General features: G+C 61.6%; 18 protein-coding genes and 1 pseudogene. 6 read left to right on the forward strand and 13 right to left on the reverse strand.

Translation table 11 applies throughout. The annotated features are described in order from the left end of the window. The 3 genes and pseudogenes from VIW95_RS10850 to VIW95_RS10860 all read right to left on the reverse strand — a co-directional run. Positions 1-398, reverse strand: a pseudogene (locus VIW95_RS10850) (hypothetical protein); the annotation flags it as partial. A gap of 14 nt (positions 399-412) precedes the next feature. After that, complete coding sequence (locus VIW95_RS10855) at positions 413-1186, reverse strand: ABC transporter permease subunit (protein ID WP_331586301.1); 774 nt, start codon at positions 1184-1186, stop codon at positions 413-415. Positions 1187-1204: 18 nt separating this feature from the next. Further along, on the reverse strand, positions 1205-1972 hold the full coding sequence (locus VIW95_RS10860) for an ABC transporter ATP-binding protein (protein ID WP_331586303.1): 768 nt from the start codon (positions 1970-1972) through the stop codon (positions 1205-1207). A 212-nt stretch (positions 1973-2184) separates the two neighbouring features. On the opposite strand from VIW95_RS10860, the gene polA reads away from it, so the two are divergent. From polA to VIW95_RS10880, 4 genes are read left to right on the forward strand one after another with little or no spacing between them, the layout of a single operon-like run. Beyond that, positions 2185-4779, forward strand: a complete 2595-nt coding sequence (gene polA, locus VIW95_RS10865) for a DNA polymerase I (RefSeq protein ID WP_331586305.1) — start codon at positions 2185-2187, stop codon at positions 4777-4779. Between the two features lie 43 nt (positions 4780-4822). Then, positions 4823-5401 carry a sigma-70 family RNA polymerase sigma factor gene (locus VIW95_RS10870; RefSeq protein ID WP_331586307.1) on the forward strand — a complete coding sequence of 193 codons (579 nt, stop codon included), beginning with the start codon at positions 4823-4825 and terminating at the stop codon, positions 5399-5401. Between the two features lie 9 nt (positions 5402-5410). Next, positions 5411-5995, forward strand: coding sequence for a zf-HC2 domain-containing protein (locus VIW95_RS10875; protein WP_331586309.1), 585 nt, complete (start codon positions 5411-5413; stop codon positions 5993-5995). A 6-nt stretch (positions 5996-6001) separates the two neighbouring features. Continuing rightward, a complete protein-coding gene (locus VIW95_RS10880) occupies positions 6002-6520 on the forward strand; it encodes a hypothetical protein (protein ID WP_331586311.1) in 519 nt (172 codons plus the stop codon). 4 nt (positions 6521-6524) lie between these two features. Here VIW95_RS10880 and VIW95_RS10885 read toward each other — a convergent pair whose 3' ends face one another. Continuing rightward, positions 6525-7181, reverse strand: coding sequence for an NUDIX hydrolase N-terminal domain-containing protein (locus VIW95_RS10885; protein ID WP_331586313.1), 657 nt, complete (start codon positions 7179-7181; stop codon positions 6525-6527). 290 nt (positions 7182-7471) lie between these two features. On the opposite strand from VIW95_RS10885, the gene VIW95_RS10890 reads away from it, so the two are divergent. Continuing rightward, positions 7472-8320, forward strand: coding sequence for a hypothetical protein (locus VIW95_RS10890; RefSeq protein ID WP_331586315.1), 849 nt, complete (start codon positions 7472-7474; stop codon positions 8318-8320). Here the strand turns inward: VIW95_RS10890 and VIW95_RS10895 are convergent. Beyond that, positions 8317-9378 carry a phosphotransferase family protein gene (locus VIW95_RS10895; RefSeq protein ID WP_331586317.1) on the reverse strand — a complete coding sequence of 354 codons (1062 nt, stop codon included), beginning with the start codon at positions 9376-9378 and terminating at the stop codon, positions 8317-8319. The two genes, VIW95_RS10890 and VIW95_RS10895, sit on opposite strands and share 4 nt — an antisense overlap. A gap of 87 nt (positions 9379-9465) precedes the next feature. On the opposite strand from VIW95_RS10895, the gene VIW95_RS10900 reads away from it, so the two are divergent. Further along, positions 9466-10377 carry a decaprenyl-phosphate phosphoribosyltransferase gene (locus VIW95_RS10900; protein WP_331586320.1) on the forward strand — a complete coding sequence of 304 codons (912 nt, stop codon included), beginning with the start codon at positions 9466-9468 and terminating at the stop codon, positions 10375-10377. On the opposite strand, the gene VIW95_RS10905 is transcribed toward VIW95_RS10900, so the two are convergent. The 8 genes from VIW95_RS10905 to trpC form a co-directional block, all read right to left on the reverse strand. After that, a complete protein-coding gene (locus VIW95_RS10905) occupies positions 10374-11591 on the reverse strand; it encodes a glycosyltransferase family 87 protein (RefSeq protein WP_331586322.1) in 1218 nt (405 codons plus the stop codon). The two genes, VIW95_RS10900 and VIW95_RS10905, sit on opposite strands and share 4 nt — an antisense overlap. A gap of 12 nt (positions 11592-11603) precedes the next feature. Then, positions 11604-14210 (reverse strand): LPS-assembly protein LptD, encoded by a 2607-nt coding sequence (locus tag VIW95_RS10910; protein WP_331586324.1) that lies wholly within the window; start codon positions 14208-14210, stop codon positions 11604-11606. Continuing rightward, positions 14182-15492, reverse strand: coding sequence for a folylpolyglutamate synthase/dihydrofolate synthase family protein (locus VIW95_RS10915; RefSeq protein ID WP_331586326.1), 1311 nt, complete (start codon positions 15490-15492; stop codon positions 14182-14184). Before VIW95_RS10915 ends, VIW95_RS10910 begins: the two co-directional genes overlap by 29 nt. Before the next feature lie 306 nt (positions 15493-15798). Next, positions 15799-16671, reverse strand: a complete 873-nt coding sequence (gene accD, locus VIW95_RS10920; protein ID WP_331586328.1) for an acetyl-CoA carboxylase, carboxyltransferase subunit beta — start codon at positions 16669-16671, stop codon at positions 15799-15801. After that, positions 16664-17515, reverse strand: a complete 852-nt coding sequence (gene trpA / locus VIW95_RS10925; RefSeq protein WP_331586329.1) for a tryptophan synthase subunit alpha — start codon at positions 17513-17515, stop codon at positions 16664-16666. The genes accD and trpA overlap by 8 nt, the downstream gene beginning before the upstream one ends. A gap of 2 nt (positions 17516-17517) precedes the next feature. After that, positions 17518-18711 (reverse strand): tryptophan synthase subunit beta, encoded by a 1194-nt coding sequence (gene trpB, locus VIW95_RS10930; protein ID WP_331586331.1) that lies wholly within the window; start codon positions 18709-18711, stop codon positions 17518-17520. Then, positions 18692-19294 carry a phosphoribosylanthranilate isomerase gene (locus VIW95_RS10935; protein ID WP_331586333.1) on the reverse strand — a complete coding sequence of 201 codons (603 nt, stop codon included), beginning with the start codon at positions 19292-19294 and terminating at the stop codon, positions 18692-18694. Before VIW95_RS10935 ends, trpB begins: the two co-directional genes overlap by 20 nt. Then, positions 19291-20070, reverse strand: a complete 780-nt coding sequence (trpC, locus tag VIW95_RS10940) for an indole-3-glycerol phosphate synthase TrpC (RefSeq protein ID WP_331586335.1) — start codon at positions 20068-20070, stop codon at positions 19291-19293. The genes VIW95_RS10935 and trpC overlap by 4 nt, the downstream gene beginning before the upstream one ends. Positions 20071-20243: the final 173 nt, after the last annotated feature.

A 20243-nucleotide genomic window follows, 5' to 3' on the forward strand; every position in this document is an offset into this window, starting at 1 on the left:
GCGGGATTCTCGCCACCCTGGAAGAAGCCGTAGAGCTTGAGCGGCTTCTGCAATCCTTTGACGACGTTTATCGATTGGCTCGAAAGGCTGTAAACCTTCTCGGCGGTCAGATCGAGCCGCGTATGATGAATCGATGAAATATAGTTAATCGCGACCAGCAGCCCGATAAACGCGATCGAATAGATGGCGGCGTTGGCGCCGTAACGGGCCGAGCGTCCGGTCGTGATCGATGAAAGCTCGGAGCGGCTCGACGTGATCCACAGGACGATCGCGAAGATGCCGCCGGCCAGGTTGACCCACACGAACAGCCGAAAGCCGCTCGAGATGAAATAGTCGACCAGCCCGAACGTGAGCAGAACCAGGCCGAGAATTCCGTAAAGTGCCGCCGATCGCCGCATCCGCCCCCTCTACCCTATCGCCAGCGCGCCGACTCGACCGAGCGTTGGGTCAAGAACAGCGCCACGAAGATGAGACTCAGGAAGTAAACGATGTCGCGCGTATCGATGATCCCGGTGACCATCTGCGCGAAATGATCCGGCAGCGAGAGATAGCGCAGCAAGTCGGCAATCGACGACCCGCCGGCCTGCGCCGGCCACGAAATCACGAACAGCAACAGCAGCAGGCCGAAGCAACTGATCGCCGCGATGATCTGATTCTGCGTCAGCGAACTGGTGAACAGGCCGATCGAAACGAACGAGATCGCGAGGAACGCGAGCCCGAGGTAGCCGGAGAACATCACGCCAATTTCCGGATTGCCGAACGCTACGAGAATCAGCGGGAACATCCCGGCCAGCCCGATCATGATCAGCATGAACGTCGCCGCCGCGATGAATTTTCCGGCGACGATTTCCCCGGTGCGGATCGGTGCGGTCAGCAACAGCTCGTAGGTGCCGGTGCGCTTCTCCTCGGCGAAGCTCCGCATCGTGATCGCCGGCACCAGGATGACGAGCACGATCGCGAGATTATGCAGCATCGGCTCGATCACGCGCTCATTGAGATTGAGTTTCTGCAACACCTCGGGATTTTGCATTGCCGAGTAAGCTGTCAGCGTCACTTCGAAGTAACGCAGCAGCGCGAAGAAGAAGAAGCCGCCCAGCAGCAGGAACACCGTCATCACGACGTAAGCGACCGGCTGCAGGAAATAGCCCGCGAGCTCCTTGCCCGCGATTGTGAGCGAATTTTTCATTCGAGCGGCACGGGTCGCCTAGGTATGCCCCGCTCCAACCTCCTCCAGCTTTTCCTCGGCAGTCGCGCCGTCCTCATGATGCTCCTTGGTGATGGCGGTCAGAAAAATCTCTTCGAGCGAAGTCCCGGCCGGCAGCTGCTTCAGGTATTCCTGGAGCACCACGCGGCCGTCGGCGATGATGACGACCTTGTCGCAGATCTGCGAGACCTCGGGCAGGATGTGCGTCGAGAGCACGACCGTCCGGTTGCCCGAGAGATTGTGAATCAGCCCGCGAATTTCGTGAATCTGGCGCGGGTCGAGACCGATGGTCGGCTCGTCGAGGACCAACACCGGCGGATCGTGAATCAGCGCCTGCGCGAGGCCGACGCGTTGCCGATAGCCCTTGGAGAGCTGGCCGCAAATCCGGTGCGACATGTCGGTCAGCCCACAAACTTCGAGCACGTGCTCGAGCGCCGGCTCGATCTTCGCGCGCGGGAGGTCGCGGAGTTTTGCGACGAACCTGAGATACGCCTCGACGCGCATGTCGGGATAGAGCGGCGGATTTTCCGGCAGGTAGCCGATTTTGCGGCGCGCCTCGAGCGATTGCGAGAAAATATCGAGCCCATCGATCAGCACGGTGCCCGCGGTCGCCGGCATGTAACCCGTGATGATGCGCATGGTCGTAGTCTTGCCCGCGCCGTTGGGGCCGAGAAGGCCGAGGATGGAACCATTCTCGGCCTTGAACGATACGTCTTTAACCGCGACAAAGTTGCCGTAGGCTTTAGTTAAGTTTTTAACCTCAATCATTCAGGTCGTCCGATTCCAGAGCCATCGAGATGCCGTCGCCGGTCCATTAAATTGACGAAGCAACCTACACTGCAATTCGATCAACTAAAAAGCAACCGACTAATTAAACACGCCACGCGATACTGTCAATACGACGATTCCGGGTCGAGCAACATTTTGATTTGCTTTCGCGGTGCTTTTGCTTTGAGAACTGTATCGGATAGTTTCGACTGATGGCCGCAGAACGCAAGCAACTGATCCTGGTCGACGGCTCCGGATACATCTTCCGAGCGTTCCATGCTCTGCCGCCGATGAATACCTCGCGCGGGCTGCCGACCCAGGCGGTTTACGGTTTCATCCGGATGCTGCTGAAGCTGCTCAAGGACGTACGCCCGTCGCATATCGCGATCGTCTTCGATTCGCCGAAGAGAACTTTCCGCGACGACCTGTTCGCCGACTACAAGGCGAACCGCAGCGAGGCGCCCAACGACCTGATCGTGCAGATTCCGTATATCCATCGCGCAGTGGACGCATTTCGCATCAAGTCGCTGATGATCGAAGGCTTCGAGGCAGACGACGTGATCGGCACGCTCGCCAAGCGCGCGGCGAAAGAGGACTTCGTCGTCACTCTTATCACCGCGGACAAGGACTTCATGCAGTTGGTCGGCCCGCACGTGACGCTGTGGGACACGATGCGCGATCGGCGAATCGGGGCGCGCGAGGTGCGGGAGCGCTTCGGCGTCGAGCCGTCGGCGCTGGTAGATATCCAGGCGCTGACGGGCGACACCATCGACAATATCAAGGGCGTGCCCGGGGTCGGCGAGAAGACTGCGTCGGCGTTGATTCAGAAATTCGGCGGGATCAAGCAACTCTATGAGAGCCTCGATCGGATCGAGGAGTCGGGGATCCGCGGCGCGAAGAAAGTGGGCGGGCTGCTCGCCGAGCATCGCGCGGCGGTGGATCTCGCGCGGAAACTGGTCCGCATCGAGACCGATATGCCGCTGAAAGTCGAGCCCGACGAATTCGCGTGGCAGGGAGTCGATGAGGAGTTGGCGGCCGAGCTGCTGCGCGAGTTGGAGTTCAATTCGATCATTCGCGAGATTTCGCCGTCGCAGGCGGAACTGCCCGGCCTCGAATCAAACGCGAAACCGGCAGCTTCGGTGAGCGGGAAAGACCTCGCAGAGGCGCTCAAGTCTCTCGCGAACGCACCACGTATTGCAGTTGATCTCACCGCGACTGAGGCAGCTCAGGAAACGTTGCAGATCGCGAGCGCGGATACGACGATTGTCGTCGAGCAAGATGAAATTGCGAGCGCGACGGCGCTCCTCAGTGCCGAGAGCCCGCCCAAATCGTGCCACGATCTTAAGAAGCAGATCGAAGCGTTCGCGCGGCATGGAATCGCGCTGAAGGGCGTTGAGTTCGATACGATGCTCGCGGGCTTTCTGATCAATTCGGGACAAGGCGAGCCGTCGCTGACTCATTTGTATCACGAGTACCTCGCGCCGCTTGGCGCGAGCAGTCCGCCGGGCACCAATGCGGCGCTGGTGAGAAATCTTCGCGAAGCGCTGGCGGCGCGTCTGGAAGCCGACGGGCTGACTTCGATGTATAACGAGATCGAGATGCCGATCGCTCCGATCCTGGCCGAGATGGAGACGGCGGGCATCGGAATCGACGGCGATGCACTCAAGGTCATCTCGAAAGAATTTGCCGAAGAGATGAATCGACTGGAACGCGAGTGCTACGAGCTGGCGGGCCGCGAGTTCAATCTCAACTCGCCGATCCAGTTGCGCGAGGTTCTGTTTACTCACCTGAAGCTGTCCGCCAAGGGCCTCAAAAAAACCAAGAGCGGATTTTCCACCGACGCCGATACGCTCGAGAAGCTCGCCGCGGTGCATCCGATGCCGCGCAAGCTGATCGAGTACCGGACGATATCGAAATTGAAATCCACGTATGCCGACGCGCTCTCCGAGGTGATCCGGTCTGGCACCGGGCGAATCCATACGACCTGGCATCAGGCGTTGGTGCCGACCGGACGCGTCAGCTCGAGCGACCCGAATCTGCAGAACATCCCGACCCGCAGCGTCGAGGGGCGCCGGATTCGCCGGGCGTTCGTGCCGAGGCCGGGATGCGTCTTCGTGTCCGCCGATTATTCGCAGATCGATTTGCGCGTGATGGCTCACCTATCGGGCGACAAGACGCTGGTCGACGCGTTCACCACCGGCGAGGACATCCACATCCGCACCGCGACCGAGGTGCTGGGAGTCACGCCGGACAAAGTCAATGCCGAGGCGCGGCGGCTGGCCAAGGTGATAAACTTCGGGATTATTTACGGGATGGGCGCGCAGCGCCTGGCGGGCGAACTCGGGATTGCACTCTCGGAAGCCTCGGACTACATCAAGCGCTACTTCGAGCGGCTGCCCGGAGTGCGTGCGTGGCTCGACGACACGGTTCGCGTGGCGCGCACGACTGGCTACGTAACGACGATGTACGGGCGCCGGCGTTATCTGCCGGAGCTCAACGCGCAGCCGGGCGGCGCGCGGGCGCAAGCAGAGCGAATCGCCATCAACACCCCCATCCAGGGCACGGCGGCAGACCTGATAAAACTCGCTATGATACGGCTGGACAGGGAGCTTAAGGAGCGCGGCCTCGGCGCCCGGATGATTCTGCAAGTGCATGACGAACTACTGCTGGAAGCGCCGAAAGGCGAGTGGCTAGAGGCGGCGGAGCTGGCAAAACGCGAAATGGAGGGGGTCGCCGAGCTCAAAATTCCGCTCAAAGTGGAGTTGAAATCCGGCCCAAACTGGGCCGAGATGAGCGGCGCGGAATGAACACCGGGCTGAATTTAGTCGCCTGTCCCAGCGTCTACTCAAGTTGAGAACACCAGGCCGCCACGACGGTGATGAAGCCGAACTTATCGAACGCTCCCGCAAGGGCGATTCGGAGGCTTTCGGCGTTTTGGTGGAGCGGTATCAGCGCAGAGTGGTCGGAGTCGCGCTGGCCGTGGTGCACAATCAGGATGACGCGATTGAACTGGCGCAAGAAACATTTGTTCGCGCCTACGAAAATCTGTCGAAGTTCGAATCGCGCTCGAGCTTCTCAACCTGGCTTTATCGAATCGCGGCCAACCTCGCGATCGATTTCTGGCGCCGCGAGGGACGCCACGTGGTCCTTCACGGTGAAGATGCCGAAACCGAAATCAGCAAGCTGCCGACGGCCACAGGAGACTCGTTCAAGGAAGTCAGCCGCAGTGAACTCTCCGCGCGTCTAAAGCAAGCGCTGGAGGAGTTGACGCCGGAACATCGCGCAGTGATACTTCTACGCGAAGTTGAAGGAATGTCGTACGACGAAATTAGCGACGTTTTGCAGTGCCCAAGAGGAACGGTAATGAGCAGGTTGCACTATGCACGCACGCACCTGCGTAACATCTTGAAAGACGTGGGCGGGGACTGAGCGACATTTATGGCTGAATGCGGTGAAATAGGCATGATGCTCGGCGCGTTCGAGGACTCGGAACTCGAACCGAACGAGATGCAGGAAGTCGCTTTCCACCTGGCGCGATGCGAATCCTGCACAAGCATCCTTGCCGACTATTCGACTATTGGACGAGACCTCAGATCGATCGCGGGCGAGCCGTCGTTGACCGGCTTTTCGAACGCGGTAATCGCACGCGTCGATCGCCTGCCACAACCGGTGCTGGCGAGAATCGAGCGTTTTCTCAGGCGCCAGCTGGACTCCGTCGGCGCGGGCTTCGCGTGGGGCGGAGCAATCGCGGCGGCCGCTGTCATGACGATAATTCTGATGACGCCGTATGCCGAGCAGTTCGCCAATCGAAACGCGAAGCCGGCTGCCTCGGTCGCGACGGCTGTGCGCGAAGACGCATCGGCGTCGAATCAAGTGGCTAACGCGACCGCCGACGAGCCCACGATGGCGGACAACGATTCTCATGCCGACATCTCGCGACTCGAGTCGGAGAACCATTCGGTTGCAGTCTGGAGCGAGCCGCGCCGGGACACTACGGTAATATGGTTACCGGATCAGCCCTAGGTCGCCATGACGCTGCGTCCCGGTACCCTCACTTTTCTCATCATCGCGACCACGGCCTTCGGAATGGCAGGCGTCAGCTACGCCCAGCCGGCGCCGAAGCAGGTGAACGTTTATATCGACTCGGTGATGGCCGCGGACACCAACGAGGGAACTGACCCGCGGCTGGCTCCGATGGGACAGAAGCTGCGCGGCCTTTTCGGCTTTTCGACTTACAGCCTGATCGGTCATAACGAGGGACAGACCGATTGCGGCAAGATGATCGCGTTCACGCTGCCGGGCGGCAAGATTCTCCACGTGCAGCCGCGCGCCATCGACGGCGACATGATCGCGATGGAGATCGTGCTGTTCGACGGCACGCGCCCGATGATGACCACCGACCTCAAGCTCAAAAACAACGGGACGTTGATCGTCGGCGGTCCGCGCTACGAGCAGGGGATGATGATCATTTCAATTGGCGCAAGCACCGGCGGAACTCCGCCAATGCAGGCGCAGGCCACTCCTCCGGGCGAAGCGACTTCTCGCTAGAACTTCACAACGGATCGAAATACGGCGCGACGCGGCCCGCGAAGTGAAACTCGCGCGCGAGCGCAATCCACTTGCGATCGACCCCGTGCATCGGCTCCGGCAGGCGGTCGAGCGGGAAAAAGGCGGCGGCAAGAGCCTCGAGCGGATTCGGCTTTAGCTCACCGCCGACAATTCGGCAATCGAAAAGCATCGAGTAGATATGCCGAGCTGGTGAGCCGTACTTCTTGTTGTCGATTACCGCGATCAAGCGCTCAGGTTTTACGATAAGACCGGTTTCCTCGAGCGCTTCCTTCGCGACGTTCTCGGCGGGCGATACGCCGACGTCGCAGAAGCCGGTGGGATACCACCATTTCCCGGTCGGTCGCTGAATCAGCAGGATTTCGTCGCGCTCGTTGAAAGCGATCACACCGCATCCCACCGCTGCCGTGACGTATCCTTCGTAGCCGGCAATCACTTGCTCGCGCCACTGACGGCGCAGCGCTTCCGCATCGTCGTCGCTCGCGCCGGCGACGACGGAATGCATTCGGGCCGCCTCTTTGAGCAACTCATCGTAGCGTTCGCTATCGAAGCCGTCGGGTTTGAAGGCAAGTCCGGTCCGCGCGATCGCGGTGATGCGTTCGATAAAGCGCGCCAGTTCGGCGAGGAGATCGAAATCCGGCATCAGAATCTTCCTTGTCGCGAGTTCGGCGAAAAATATAGCATTGCGGCGCGGTGTGCATTCTGAGCGTAGCGAAAGGTCCGAGTCCTGCCTCTCTCTATCAGGGAGAGGCCGGGCCTCCGGCGCGGGTGAGGGTCCGCGTTCCGAGATTTCGCTTCTTGTTTTCGGATTTCCGCAGGAAGCGGACAGCGCGAGGATCACGCAATTGAAGAACCAGGAATTTGGACCCTCACCCGACACTCAAGGTCTCGCGTCGGCCTCTCCCTGATAGAGAGAGGCTAGAAAAATCGCTGATGAAGCTCATTCTCAGCCGCAAGGGATTCGACTCGGCGCACGGCGGATGCCCGAGCCCAATCATAAACGGCCAACTGTGCTCACTGCCGATCCCGGACGCCGGAGCGCCGGCCTCATACAAGAAAATTTCTCCGTTCAACGGCTCGGCGATCGCGCAAATTGTCGAAGACCTTACGAGCGGCCGAGTCCGTCGAGGCGACGGCGCGCATCTCGATCCAGATTTGCGCCGAAACGCGATTGCGCGCGCTACCGGATGGCGTCCGATTTTCGGCCAGGCCGGCGCCGCACAGAGCCATCTGGCGCGCCACAAAATAGGATGCGGCGATCTCTTTCTGTTCTTCGGATGCTTTCGGCGCGCTGAGCAAATCGCAGGCGCGTTCCGATTCGTCCGCGATGCGCCGAAACTTCACGTCATCTTCGGCTGGTTGCAGGTAGGGACAGTGGCCCAGGCAACCAACGGCCTCGTGACTGAAATGCCGTGGGCCGACGGACATCCGCATCTCGCCGCACCTGAGCGGTACGCGAACAACACGCTCTACTTCGCGAGCCGCCGCCTTTCGTCTATCGGCCTCGCCACGAGCGGCGCCGGAACCTTCGACCGCATCAAACCTGATCTGATACTCACGAAGCCCGACTCGAATTGTTCTGTGTGGCAGTTGCCGCGATGGTTCGCGCCATGCGGACGCCCTGCCCTTTCCTATCATTCGAAGGCGGCTCGCTGGACGGACTGTGAGACCTCGACGCGCTTGCAGTCCGTGGGCCGCGGGCAGGAATTCGTGCTCGATGTCGAACAGTATCCCGAAGCGCGCGGTTGGGTGCGCGCGATCTTTCGCGCCGCTAAACGCTAGCGGCTCGGCGCCGAGTTGCACACCGACCATGCTGCATCTGCCAGCGCGGGAACCCGCTCCTTGCTGATGGCGAACAGCGGATCGTCGGTCTGTCCGAGCACGAATCGCGCGTAGCTGCCCTCCATGATAATCGCGAGTTTGAAAAGTGCGAACGCCTGGTAGAACGGGAAGTCGCGCATCGCACGGCCGGTGAGCCGCTCGTATCGATCGACCATTTCGCGCCGCGTCAGCCATCCTTGTGCGGCTGGCATGCTAGCGATTACGCCGCCCGACGCGCGGTCGGTCGGATCGGGCCAGTAGGTCAGCATCCAACCGAAATCGGCGAGCGGATCGCCAATCGTGGACATCTCCCAGTCGAGCACGGCGATCGCGCGGGCGGTTGCGGGATCGAACATCACGTTGTCGAGCTTGTAGTCGCCATGGACAATCGTCGGTGCCGGTGACTCGGGGATTCGCGCACGGAGCCACTCTTTCACTTTCTCCATCACCGGCAACGGGCGCGTGTGCGGAATCGTGCGCTCGAGCTGATCGGTCCATCGTTTGAGCTGGCGTTCGAGATAGCCGTCAGGCCGCCCGAAACCCTCGAGGCCGGCCGTGCGCCAATCAACCTCCTGCAACGCGACGAGCACGTCGACCATCTGCTCGCTGACCTGCCGGCGCAGCTCGGGCGTCTGCACGAAATGCTTGTTGTCTGCGCGCACCACATCGCCGCGCAGGTATTCCATCAGGTAAAACGGCGCGCCGATGTACGACGGATCGTCGCACACCGCGTACACGCGCGGCACCGGCACGGCGGTATTCTGCAGAGCCTTGAGCACGCGATATTCGCGCATCATGTCGTGCGCGGTCGGCAGCAAGGGCCCACGCGGCGGACGCCGCAGCGCCCACGAATGACCGTCGAAATGAACCAGGTGAACCTCGTTGGAATGGCCAAACGAGATGTTTTCGGAGCGCAGCGCGCCGGTGTCGCCGAGGCCGCGCTCATCGAGGAACCGCCGAAGACCAACGAGATCGACCGTGGCTGACGGTCCGGTTTTTTCCTGTGTTGCAGTAGTCATCGAGCGTACTGTCTTCGCAAACCTTGCTCGCGGTCAAGGGTCGTCCATCTTGCGACGCCAAAGCGCAGACCTATACAACGAAATGCAGTGAACGCGGCGATCAAGTTGAACGACAGCCCGAGCACCGGCCAGATCGGTCTAATGTTCCGCCTCGCGCGGCCCCATCAATGGATCAAAAACGCGTTGGTGCTGGCGGCGTTGGTATTCGGGCAGCGGCTGTTCGTCTTGCACGATGTCGTGCTGGCCGTCGTCGCATTCGTCGCGTTCTGTGCGCTTTCGAGCGCCGGCTACGTTCTGAATGACATCGCCGATCGCGACGCCGATCGCCTGAATCCCGAGAAATGCGATCGCCCGCTGGCCCGCGGCGATCTTACCGTTGCCGCGGCGACTCGATTCGCCCTGACGCTCGCGGCGATTGCAATCGTGTTGAGCATCATGCTGGGCCGCGAGTTCGTGGGAATCGCGCTGCTGTACGCGGCACTTCAACTTGTCTATTCGCTGTGGGCCAAGCACCAGGTAATCATCGACGTGATCGCGGTCGCGCTGGGTTTCGTGCTGCGCGCATTCGCCGGCGGCGTCGCGATCGACGTCGAGGTATCGCCGTGGCTGGTATTCATCACGTTCGTGCTGGCCCTGTTCCTGGTGCTGGCGCGCAGGCGCCACGAGCTCATCGCGTTGGGCGACGACGCCATCGCGCACCGCAGCGCGCTCTCGGAATATAGTGTCCGGCTGGTCGATCAGATGATCTCGATCGTCGCCGGCGCGACGCTCGTCAGCTACATGATTTACACGGCGTCGGCCGAAGTCGAAGCGAAGCTCGGCACCCGGCATCTCTATCTGACAGTGCCGTTCGTCGCATTCGGGATCCTGCGCTATCTCTACCTGATCGATGAGCGCAACGAGGGCGGCGACCCCGCCCGCGCATTGATGCACGATCGGCCGCTGATGCTCGCGGTCGCGCTGTGGATTCTTACCGATATCGCCTTGCTGTACTTCTAGGACGGCTGAGCGAGCGCGCTTCGAGCTTCGACGCATGGTGACTCCGCGCGCATCCGCGCCCGGAAGATCAATGCGGCGCCAAGATACGCAGCCAACAGCGCTGGAAAACTTGGACCCGGCATCGCCTTGATGAGCGCAGAGAGGATGCAATAGGAAAGCGTCGCGATGCCAGCTAGCAACGCGAGGTTGCGGGTTGATTCGCGGGGCTGGAAACGCTGCCACGCGCCTCTCAGCCCGAACAAGCACGCGGGCAGCAGCAGAATGAAATCCTGTCGCCACGCTAGCGGGGACATCAGCACCGCAAGGGCGGCCCACAGTCCGAATGCAAGGTCGTCGAGGTCGGCGCGGCCGCGGGCTGTCATGGTGGCGGCAGCCGCGATCGCGAGCAGCACGAGGTCTATCAGCGCGGTTAACCCCCAGACTGCGAGGAGCGGCTCCGCGTTGATCCGGGTACCAGCGAGGTGCGCTACGCTTGTTCGTACGAAGGAAAGCACAGTAAGTCCGTGGCGGCCGGTGATGCGATACGCTATGGGCAGGCCATGAGCCACGAGCTCGATCCAGCGGGCGGGATTCGACAGCAGTACGCCGGCGGCGAAAAAGCCGATCGTCCAGCCGAGTGCACGCCAACGGCCGCTAAACAAAAAGTACCCGGCCACTGCCGCGGGATAGAGTTTCAGCAGCGCAGCGAGCGCCAGCCACAGTCCAGAGGCAGCCGGGCGCTGTCGCCGCGCGCAGAACCATGCCGCGGATATCAGCGCCAGCAGCATAGGCGTTATCTGGCTCCATACCACCGCAGCCATAAACGGACTCGATAGCATCACAAGCGAAAGCACGATGATCGTCGGCACGGCGCCGAGCGGCGAAGCGTTCCCGCGCGCCAGCAATAGAACGGCGGTCACCATGTAGACGATTTGCGCGGTCTGCCAGATCCAGAACGCGGTTTTCTGATCGAGTCGGGCGAGCGGAGAAAATATCCCGATGAAAAACGGCGTATAGTTGCATCCGCGCATCGGTCCACGCAGATCCGTCCACGGGTTGCCGCCGCTCGAATAATCGGTCCACCAGCCGTAGAAGACGCTGAAATCGAATTGATCGTATCGATGCGAGATCGCGTGGAGGCGTTGGACCAGCAGGACCGCCGCGACAATCGCGAGGACCACCGCGCTGGCCCGAATGATCAGGCGCCGCCGATCAGCCGGAATCTCTACTTTCAAACACTTGAAACTTCAGTAGTTCGGCAGCACTCCGGTCGGCGAGCCGACCAGGCCGCGCGTCTGGAATGGATTGCGTCCGAACGGACTGCGTCCCACCGAGCCCAAACCGCCAAGCGTCAACTGGAACTGGATCTGTACTTCGTTGGGATTCGTCGAGTCGGTGATTCCAAGGTCTGCCGCCCAACAATCGCATGGCGATTTCAAGCGCACGCCGTATTCGGTGGACAGCATGCGGTTGTCCGCGAGATCGTAGCTGGGTGCAATATAAACGCCGAGCCGATCGAAAATGTCAGTGTACGCGCGTCCCGATACGAATTGAGCGGCGTTTTTAGCCGTCCCGGGGAAGACGGTGGCTTTCCGGCTGGCGTAATTGTACGCGAACTCGATGAACGAGCCCTGCAACGCTTTTCCCAGGTATATCGCCGACCCCGTTGTAGTCCAGGGCGACTGGATGGCCAGCGCTGCGTTGGCAAACGTGATCCCTGCGTGCGCGCGCGGATTGTAGTCGAGCTGCGAAGTCAGCGTTGCAATCTGGGTAGCATAGACGTTCAGCAGCCCCTCGACGTCCGAGATATTGGATCCGGAGGTCGTCACTTCGTGCGACGTGTCATACGCCTGCTGTATCGTCAACGAGCCGAGTTCCTGCGAATGCTCACCGTTCCGGGTTATGGTTCCACCGCGCGGCGCCAACGAGTCCGCCAGGGGATCTTCATGGAATGGCCCGACGTTCGAATCGCCGGTAGCCGATATGGCTTCGGTCGGAGTCGCGTCGGTGGTCGTCTCGTCCGAAGGGTCTTCCTTGATCTTGGCGAACAGCCGCGTGGTGAAGCCGTAGGTAATAAGACTGCGTGAGTTCAGACGATCAGTCTGATCGAACAGCGGCTGATTGCCCTGATAGATGCGGGGCACATAGGCATAGTTGGCAAACGGCTCGATCGTATTTTTGAGCTTCTCAATCGATTTCCATTCGACGTCGTAAACGCGATCGAGGACCGTTGACATTCCGGCGCTCGCGTAGGGGACGATTCGGGCGCTAGTCCCGTCGCTGCCGAACGGGCTCAACGAAACACAATTGTTGAAAACAAGCTGAACGCCGCCACGGCCAGGGCAAGTCGAGTTAGCGGCAATGGGAGGAGGAATGTTTCCGACCGGAGTGATGTGGATGTCGTTACCAGCAGTGTCATATAACACTGCCTGCGAACCCACTGTCCCGTAACCATTGAGGTAGTCGCCCAAACGCCACGGCAGTGTAATCCGGGGATTGGCGGAGAAGCGCCCGCCATCGATCCCATCGGACCGGTAGAAGTTGACCGCCTCCGCATCGTAGTCCGCGAACATCAGGTTGTTGAACAATTCCTGGCGTCCGGTCACAGTCAGATCGGGCAGCCGCTGCAGCGCGAACTGTTGCGGTTGAATCAGGTCCTGATTCCAGTTGCCCTGAAACTGCGCGTACGCGTTTTCGAATTGATACAGCAATCCGAAGTTCGACGGCGCGTTGGTCATCGATCCGAAATTTATCGCGCCCTGGCCGGAGGCGAAGCCGCGCGACAACGTCCACACATCCATTTCCCGCAGGTAAAGGCTGTCACTTACCGAAACCGTGTCGCCGTACGCGATCAGATCGTCTGTGAGATGCTGCCGCGTCATCGCGATAAGCCCGTAGCGGTTAATCGGGATGTGCGGATCGGCCATCTGCGTATCCACGACGTCGTTCACCCGATTTGCATCCGAGCGGAGCGCCTCGTTGTAGAACGCGCCATCTGCCCACAGGTAGTCGTCCTTGCCGTTGACCAGCCGGTATTCGCCGAGGCCGCCAACTCGCTGCGAGGTTTCGATATCGAGTGCGACGGTCGCGTCCGAGCTCTTGTTGATCGCGATGTAGTACGGCTGCAGCCACTGAAACCCGCGCAGTCCCGATTGGCCCTCGCGCCCGCTCAGCAAGCCGCTGTGCCGATCCGAGTCAGCCGGGAAAATCGCGTACGGCAGCGGAATTACCGGATAGCCAGCTACGTTGAAGGTGGCGTTGGTAGCGGTGCCGGTCTGCCCCACGTTCACCAGCATGTGGTCTGCGTTGATTGACCAGGACGGCGTGCCCTTCTCGCATCCGCAGGTCGTGAAGAATCCCTTCTTTACCTCGTAGGTCTGCCCTTCCTGCTTTATTATCTGCTTGCCTTCGAGATGATAGATGTTTTGTTTCGCCAGTATCTTGGAGTTGTTGAGCACCATCGTCTCGTTGTTCATGTCGATCGTGCCGTCGGTCGCCCACATCTCGACTTCGGGATCGATCAAATGGACATTCCCGATAGCGCGGGCCTTGCGGTCACGGCGCATGATGTCGATCTCGTCGGCCTTCAACACGCTGCCGCCCTGGGTCATGACGGCGTCGCCCTTCACGACGAAGGTGTCGGTCTTCGAGTCGTAGATGGTTTCCTGGCCGGTAACGTTGACTGGTTCTTCGTGCTCGGTGCGGACCGGGGTAGGAATTCCAGATTTCTTAGGAGCTTGTTTCGGAGGCGTCCCAGCGGGCGAATCGGCGCGGGCCAAAGCCGGCAGGAGCATCGCGGCCAACGCTACCGCGATCGCGACTCGTTTAAACGCCAGCTTCAGGAAACAACCCACTCCGCCCCTCGCGCGTCAGAAAATAGGGGTAAACTTCGCCGATAAGATACACCGAACCCGTAACCAGCGCCACGTCAGCGAGCGTCAATTCGGAAGTCACCCGCTCGATCGCGCGCATCGGATCGCGCTCGACGCGCGTCGGACAATGCGCCGCGAAAGGCGCGACGAGTTCCTCCGGCTCCAGCGGAGCCTTGGGCTTCGCGCGCGTCAATGTGACGTCGCGCACCCGCGGACCGAGCATCGCGACCATCCTCGTCCATTCCTTCGCGGACTGGCATCCGAAGATCAGCCGCGGCTTAACCTCGGAGCCAAGCTCGACGCTCATAGTCTCGAGCAAGGCGGCAATACTCATCTCGTTATGCGCGCAGTCAAGGACTACGAACGGACGCTTCGATACGACATCAAAACGCCCCGGCCAGTAAATCTCCCGCAGACCCGTCCGGATTGCGTCCTCGCCAATCCGCCAACCCTGCGCACGTAAAGCCTCGAAGGTAGCCATCGCGATCGCCGCGTTCTCGTGCTGAAACGGACCCGCCAGCCCCAGCTCGAGATCGGGCAGCTCCAGCCCAAGCCCGTGATAGTCCAGCCGATGCGCCGGCGCGTGCGACGTGTAAGAAAAATCGCGGTCAATCAAACGCACTGCGCTTCGGCGCTGCGCGGCAATCGAGGTCAGCGCCAGCCGCGCCTCAGCATCGCGCGCGCCAATCACGACCGGGATGTCGTTCTTGATGATCCCGCCCTTCTCTCCCGCAATCGCCGCGATCGTATAGCCGAGATATTCCATGTGATCGAAACCGATCGGCGTAATCACGCTCAGAATCGGCGTCACGACGTTAGTAGAATCGAGCCGCCCGCCGAGCCCCGTCTCGACCACCGCGATATCGACGTGCTGCTCGGCGAAGTACAGAAACATCATCGCAACCGTGAACTCGAAAAACGTGAGCGCCAGCCCCGCGCGGTCGTAGATCGCGCGCAGCCGCTCGATATAGTCGAGCATCAGCCCCGCCGGAATCTCAGCGCCGGAAATCCGCGTCCGCTCGGCCAGATTCACAAGATGCGGCTTGGTATAAAGCCCCGTCCGATAACCCGCCCGCCGCAGGCAACTATCAAGCATCGCCGCGACCGAACCTTTGCCCTTGGTTCCCGCGATATGCACGACGCGCAGTTTCCGATGCGGATTCCCAGTGACCTCAAGCGCCGCCTCCATCCGCTCGAGCTTGTAGATCTCCCCGCGAGCCTCCAGCGAATAAAGCCAGTCGATAGTCTTGGAAAGTTGATCCATAACCAGCCCGAAGTTTACCGGCTCCAAGCAGCACGCGGAAGAATCCAGCGCCTTTCCCGGGGCGACATCGCAAAGGAGCGCTTCGCGATCTCAGAAACCGGAACCGGCTTCGCTTGCGCGAAGCTGTCCGAGATCCTTCCTGCCGCTCGCGATGCTCGCTTTGTCAGGATGACAACCATGACATGGCGCGCCGCTCTTCCCCTCTCCCAGAATGGGAGAGGATCGAAGGTGAGGGTCCGATTGCAGCGCGCTTTTTTGCGCGCGATTCAAGAGTCTGCTTCTGTCTGCGTACGCGCCCGGGAAGCGCTAGCGCTTGCCCTTGCCCGCGTTCGCAGCTTTACCGCGGTTCCCGCGCGGCTTCGTCAGCATCGCGAGGATTCGCGCCAGCGTAAAGCGCATCTGGTGCCGCGGGACAATTGCGTCGAGCATGCCGTGCGCTAATAAAAACTCTGCACGCTGGAAGTCGTCGGGCAGCTCCTGGTTACTCGTCTGCGCCGTTACCCGACGCCCCGCGAAGCCAATCAGCGCACCAGGCTCCGAGAGATTCAAATCGCCGAGCATCGCGAACGAGGCGGCCACGCCGCCGGTCGTCGGATCGCACAACACGGAGATGTACGGCAGTCGCGCGTCGCGAAATCGCGCGATCGCAGAGGATACTTTCCCCATCTGCATCAATGACAGCGCGCCTTCCTGCATCCGCGCGCCCCCCGACGAGACGAATATGATCACCGGCAAGCGGCGCTCGCCGGCGATATCGAACAGCCGCGCGAGCTTCTCGCCCACGACCACGCCCATACTCCCGCCCATGAAATCCCAGTCCATCACCCCAACCGCGACCGGCCGATTCTCGATTTTGCCGATTCCGACCACCACCGCGTCGTTGCGGCCACTATTAGCCCGCGCCTGTGCCATCCGCTTTGGATATGGGCGCGAATCGACGAAGCCGAGCGGATCGCCAATCGCCATCTCGGCCATCAGCTCGCGCCACGTCCCGCGATCGATGCTTATCGAGAGCCGTTGTGGGACCGTGACTCGGAAGTGATATCCGCACTTTGGGCACACGTTCAGATTGCGCTCCACTTCCTTGCGGAACGCCATCTCCTTGCACGACGGGCACTTCGACCAGATGTCGTCGGAAGGCGCTTGGGTCGGGAGCGGCGTCGGTTCGCGTTCAGCCATCTGAATTCTCCGCGGCGGGTGCGCGCTCGACGCGCCGCGCCAACTTCATCGCATCTTTCATCGCGCCAACCAGTCCGCCCACCGCCTGTGGCACGTCCCCGGATTTGGCGTGCGCTTCGATCAACAGCGAAATCGCACTGCCGACTACTACCGCGTCGGCCATCGTCGCGACCTCGGCGGCCTGCTCGGGCGTCGAGATACCGAAGCCGACACCGATCGGCAAATCGGTCACACTCCGCAGCTCGCGCATATGCGCACCCAGATCCGTGTCGAGATGCGCTCGCGCGCCGGTCACGCCCGTCACCGACACATAGTACAGAAAGCCGCTGGCCGAGCGTGCGATCGCGCGGCTTCGATCCAGTGGCGTCGTCGGCGCGAGCAGGTAGATAAGGTCGAGACCGTTGGCGCGCGCGGGCCGCTTGAGCTCCCCTGATTCCTCAGGCGGCAGATCGACGGTCAGGATGCCGTCGAAGCCGGCGCGCGCCGCGTCCGCGCACAACCGCTCGCATCCGTAGTGAAAAATCGGGTTGTAGTAGCCGAACAGGATCAGCGGAATCTGAGTCTGCGCGCGAAGCTCGCTCACCATCGAGAGTATTGCCGCCAATGACGCGCCTGCGCCGAGTCCGCGCGCCAGCGCTCGCTGGTTGGCAGGTCCGTCGGCCATCGGATCGGAAAACGGTACGCCCAGCTCGATCAAGTCGGCGCCGCGAGCCTCGAGCTCGAGCACCAGCCGCCGCGTCGTGTCCATATCGGGATCGCCGGCGACGATGAACGGGATCAACGCCGCCTCGCCGCGCGCGCGCAGCTCGCGAAATTTACCTTTGATTCTGTGCGCCGCTGCCACGATTACACCGTCACCCCGAACGCCTTGGCGACCGTCTGCATATCCTTGTCGCCGCGCCCCGATAGATTCACGATCATGATTTGTTCCGTCGCCATTTGGGGCGCCAGCTTGATTGCGTGCGCCACCGCATGCGAGCTCTCCAGCGCCGGGATGATTCCCTCGGTCTCCGACAGCGTCTTCAACGCGTCGAGCGCCTCGGCGTCAGTAACCGACGTGTATTCGGCGCGGCCCACGTCGTTAAGCCACGAAATTTCGGGGCCGACGCCCGGATAGTCCAGGCCCGCGGCAATCGAATGCGTCTCGCGAATCTGTCCGAGCTCGTCCTGCAGCAGGTAGGTCTTGTTGCCGTGTAGAACGCCGACGCTGCCCGCCGTTAGCGTGGCGGCATGATGCGGTCCACTGATGCCGAGACCGGCGGCCTCGACGCAAATCATCTTCACGTTGGTGTCTTTGATAAACGGATAGAACAGTCCAATCGCGTTCGAGCCGCCGTTGACGCACGCGACCAGCACGTCGGGCAGCCGCCCTTCGTGCTTGAGAATCTGGCGGCGCGCCTCGCGCCCGATGACCGCCTGCAAGTCGCGCACGATCATGGGATACGGATGCGGCCCCGCGGTCGTGCCGATCAGGTAGTAAGTGTTGCGCACCGTCGCGATCCAATCGCGCAGCGCCTCGTTCATCGCGTCCTTCAGGCTCTTGCTGCCGCCCTCGACGGGCGTGACCTTCGCGCCGAGCAGCTTCATCCGGAAGACGTTCAGCGATTGACGCTCGACATCCACCGACCCCATGAAGACTTCGCATTCGCGGCGAAACAGCGCCGCCATCGTGGCCGTCGCGACACCGTGCTGCCCCGCGCCCGTCTCGGCAGTGATGCGCGATTTGTTCATGCGCACCGCCAGGAGTGCCTGCCCGAGCGTGTTGTTCACCTTGTGCGCGCCGGTGTGGCAGAGGTCCTCGCGCTTCAAATAAATTCTCGCGCCGCCGAGCTTCGCGGTCAGATTTTCGCACAGGTAGAGCGGCGTCGGGCGTCCCACGAACTCGCGCGAGCGCTGCTCGAGCTCGTCGCGAAATTTTGGATCGCGGCGCGCCTGCTTGTAGGCGCTCTCGAGCTCGAACAGCGCCGGCATCAGGGTTTCCGCGACGTACTTGCCGCCGAACTGGCCGAAATGGCCGCGGCTATCGGGAACGTTTTGCATTGGCGACGAACCTCCTGAGTTTATCGTGGTCCTTCACGCCCGGCGACGACTCCACCCCGCTGGCGCAATCGACCGCGTAAGGTTCGAGCGCGGCCACCTCGGCAACGTTGTCGGGATTCAATCCGCCGGCGACAAACGCGCGACTCAGGTCGAGCGCGCGAAGCTGATCCAGCGCAATGCGGCTTCCTGTGCCCCCGCGGAGTTGCGTATCGAAAGCGTCGAACAGCACGTAGTCCGCGCGATGCGGCGTCATGTTCTCGCCCGGCTTCAGCCGCCGCGTGACGATGGACGGCACGGGCCAGCCCGCCAGCGCAGCGTCATCTTCGTCGCCGGAGAACTGGATCATATCGAGCGACGCAGCGCGCAGTAGCTCATCTATATAGGCGCGGTGCGCGTTCACGAATACTCCGATCACCGCGGCGCTTGATCCGATCGCCTCCCGAATTGCCCTCGCGCGATCGATCTCGACGTAGCGAGGGCTCTTCGCGTAGAAGTTCAACCCGATCATATCGGCACCCGCGGCAATCGCCGCGCGCGCGTCTTCGACGCGCGTGATGCCGCAGATTTTCACGCGTATCGTCATAACGCGCGCATCAACTCCCCGAGCTTCGCACCGGGCGTGCCGCCTTTCAGCAAGCTCTCGCCGATCAGAAACGCGCGCGCGCCCGCGGCCTCGAGCCGCCGTATATCGTCAGGCGAGTCGATTCCGCTTTCCGTGACGATCAGCGCGTCGCCCTTGTAGTCCGCGAGCAGGCGCTCGGTTACCGCGATGTCGGTCGCAAAGGTATGCAGGTCGCGGTTGTTGATGCCGATCAGCCCAGCGCCGATTTTTCCGGCGAGCGCGAACTCACCCGCGTCGTGCGATTCGACCAACGTCGCCATCCCAAGTTCACGCGCGAGCGCCGCCAGCGATCGCAGCTCGCCTTCTTTCAGCATCGCGGCGATCAGCAGAATGCAATCCGCGCCCGCCGCGCGCGCCTCGTAAACCTGGTACGGCTCGAAGATGAAGTCCTTGCGCAACAACGGAACCTCGACGGCGGCGCGGACCGCTCGCAGATCGTTAAGCGTGCCTTTGAAATGGACGTCGGTCAGAACCGAGATCGCTGCCGCACCGCCAGCGACATATTCGCGGGCGACATTGGCTGGATCGAGTCCCGGCACAATGTCGCCCTTGCTCGGGGACGCGCGCTTGATCTCCGCGATTATCGCGGGCCGCCGCGCGCGCAGCGCCGCGACGAAATCGCGCGGCTTGGGCGCTCGCCCTGCTTCGGCGACGATCGCCATGGGCGATACGGCGGCGCGTCGAGCGCGTACTTCGAGACGTTTGGCGGCGTAAATGTTGTCGAGTATCGAGCTCATTGTATTCCGTTGCTGGCGCGCCGCAGCTTGTCGAGGACTTCGAGCGCGCGGCTTTTAGCGATAATTTCACGCGCCGCATCGACGCCTTCTTTCAGCGACGCAGCTTTGCCGCCGACGTAAATTGCGGCGCCGCCGTTCAGCGCGAGCACATCTTGCGCCGGGCCTGCGCCGCC

Source organism: Binatus sp. (SeqCode) (genome assembly GCF_036522015.1).
Taxonomy (GTDB): Bacteria; Desulfobacterota; Binatia; order Binatales; family Binataceae; genus Binatus.

Coding starts and splice junctions, on each gene's coding strand:
- VIW95_RS10875 (WP_331586309.1), top strand. CDS start 5,411: ATGGCTGAATGCGGTGAAATAGGCATGATGCTCGGCGCGTTCGAGGAC.
- VIW95_RS10895 (WP_331586317.1), bottom strand. CDS start 9,378: ATGACTACTGCAACACAGGAAAAAACCGGACCGTCAGCCACGGTCGAT.
- accD (WP_331586328.1), bottom strand. CDS start 16,671: ATGGCTGAACGCGAACCGACGCCGCTCCCGACCCAAGCGCCTTCCGAC.
- VIW95_RS10880 (WP_331586311.1), top strand. CDS start 6,002: ATGACGCTGCGTCCCGGTACCCTCACTTTTCTCATCATCGCGACCACG.
- polA (WP_331586305.1), top strand. CDS start 2,185: ATGGCCGCAGAACGCAAGCAACTGATCCTGGTCGACGGCTCCGGATAC.
- VIW95_RS10855 (WP_331586301.1), bottom strand. CDS start 1,186: ATGAAAAATTCGCTCACAATCGCGGGCAAGGAGCTCGCGGGCTATTTC.
- VIW95_RS10860 (WP_331586303.1), bottom strand. CDS start 1,972: ATGATTGAGGTTAAAAACTTAACTAAAGCCTACGGCAACTTTGTCGCG.
- VIW95_RS10935 (WP_331586333.1), bottom strand. CDS start 19,294: ATGACGATACGCGTGAAAATCTGCGGCATCACGCGCGTCGAAGACGCG.
- trpC (WP_331586335.1), bottom strand. CDS start 20,070: ATGAGCTCGATACTCGACAACATTTACGCCGCCAAACGTCTCGAAGTA.
- trpB (WP_331586331.1), bottom strand. CDS start 18,711: ATGCAAAACGTTCCCGATAGCCGCGGCCATTTCGGCCAGTTCGGCGGC.
- VIW95_RS10890 (WP_331586315.1), top strand. CDS start 7,472: ATGAAGCTCATTCTCAGCCGCAAGGGATTCGACTCGGCGCACGGCGGA.
- VIW95_RS10915 (WP_331586326.1), bottom strand. CDS start 15,492: ATGGATCAACTTTCCAAGACTATCGACTGGCTTTATTCGCTGGAGGCT.
- VIW95_RS10885 (WP_331586313.1), bottom strand. CDS start 7,181: ATGCCGGATTTCGATCTCCTCGCCGAACTGGCGCGCTTTATCGAACGC.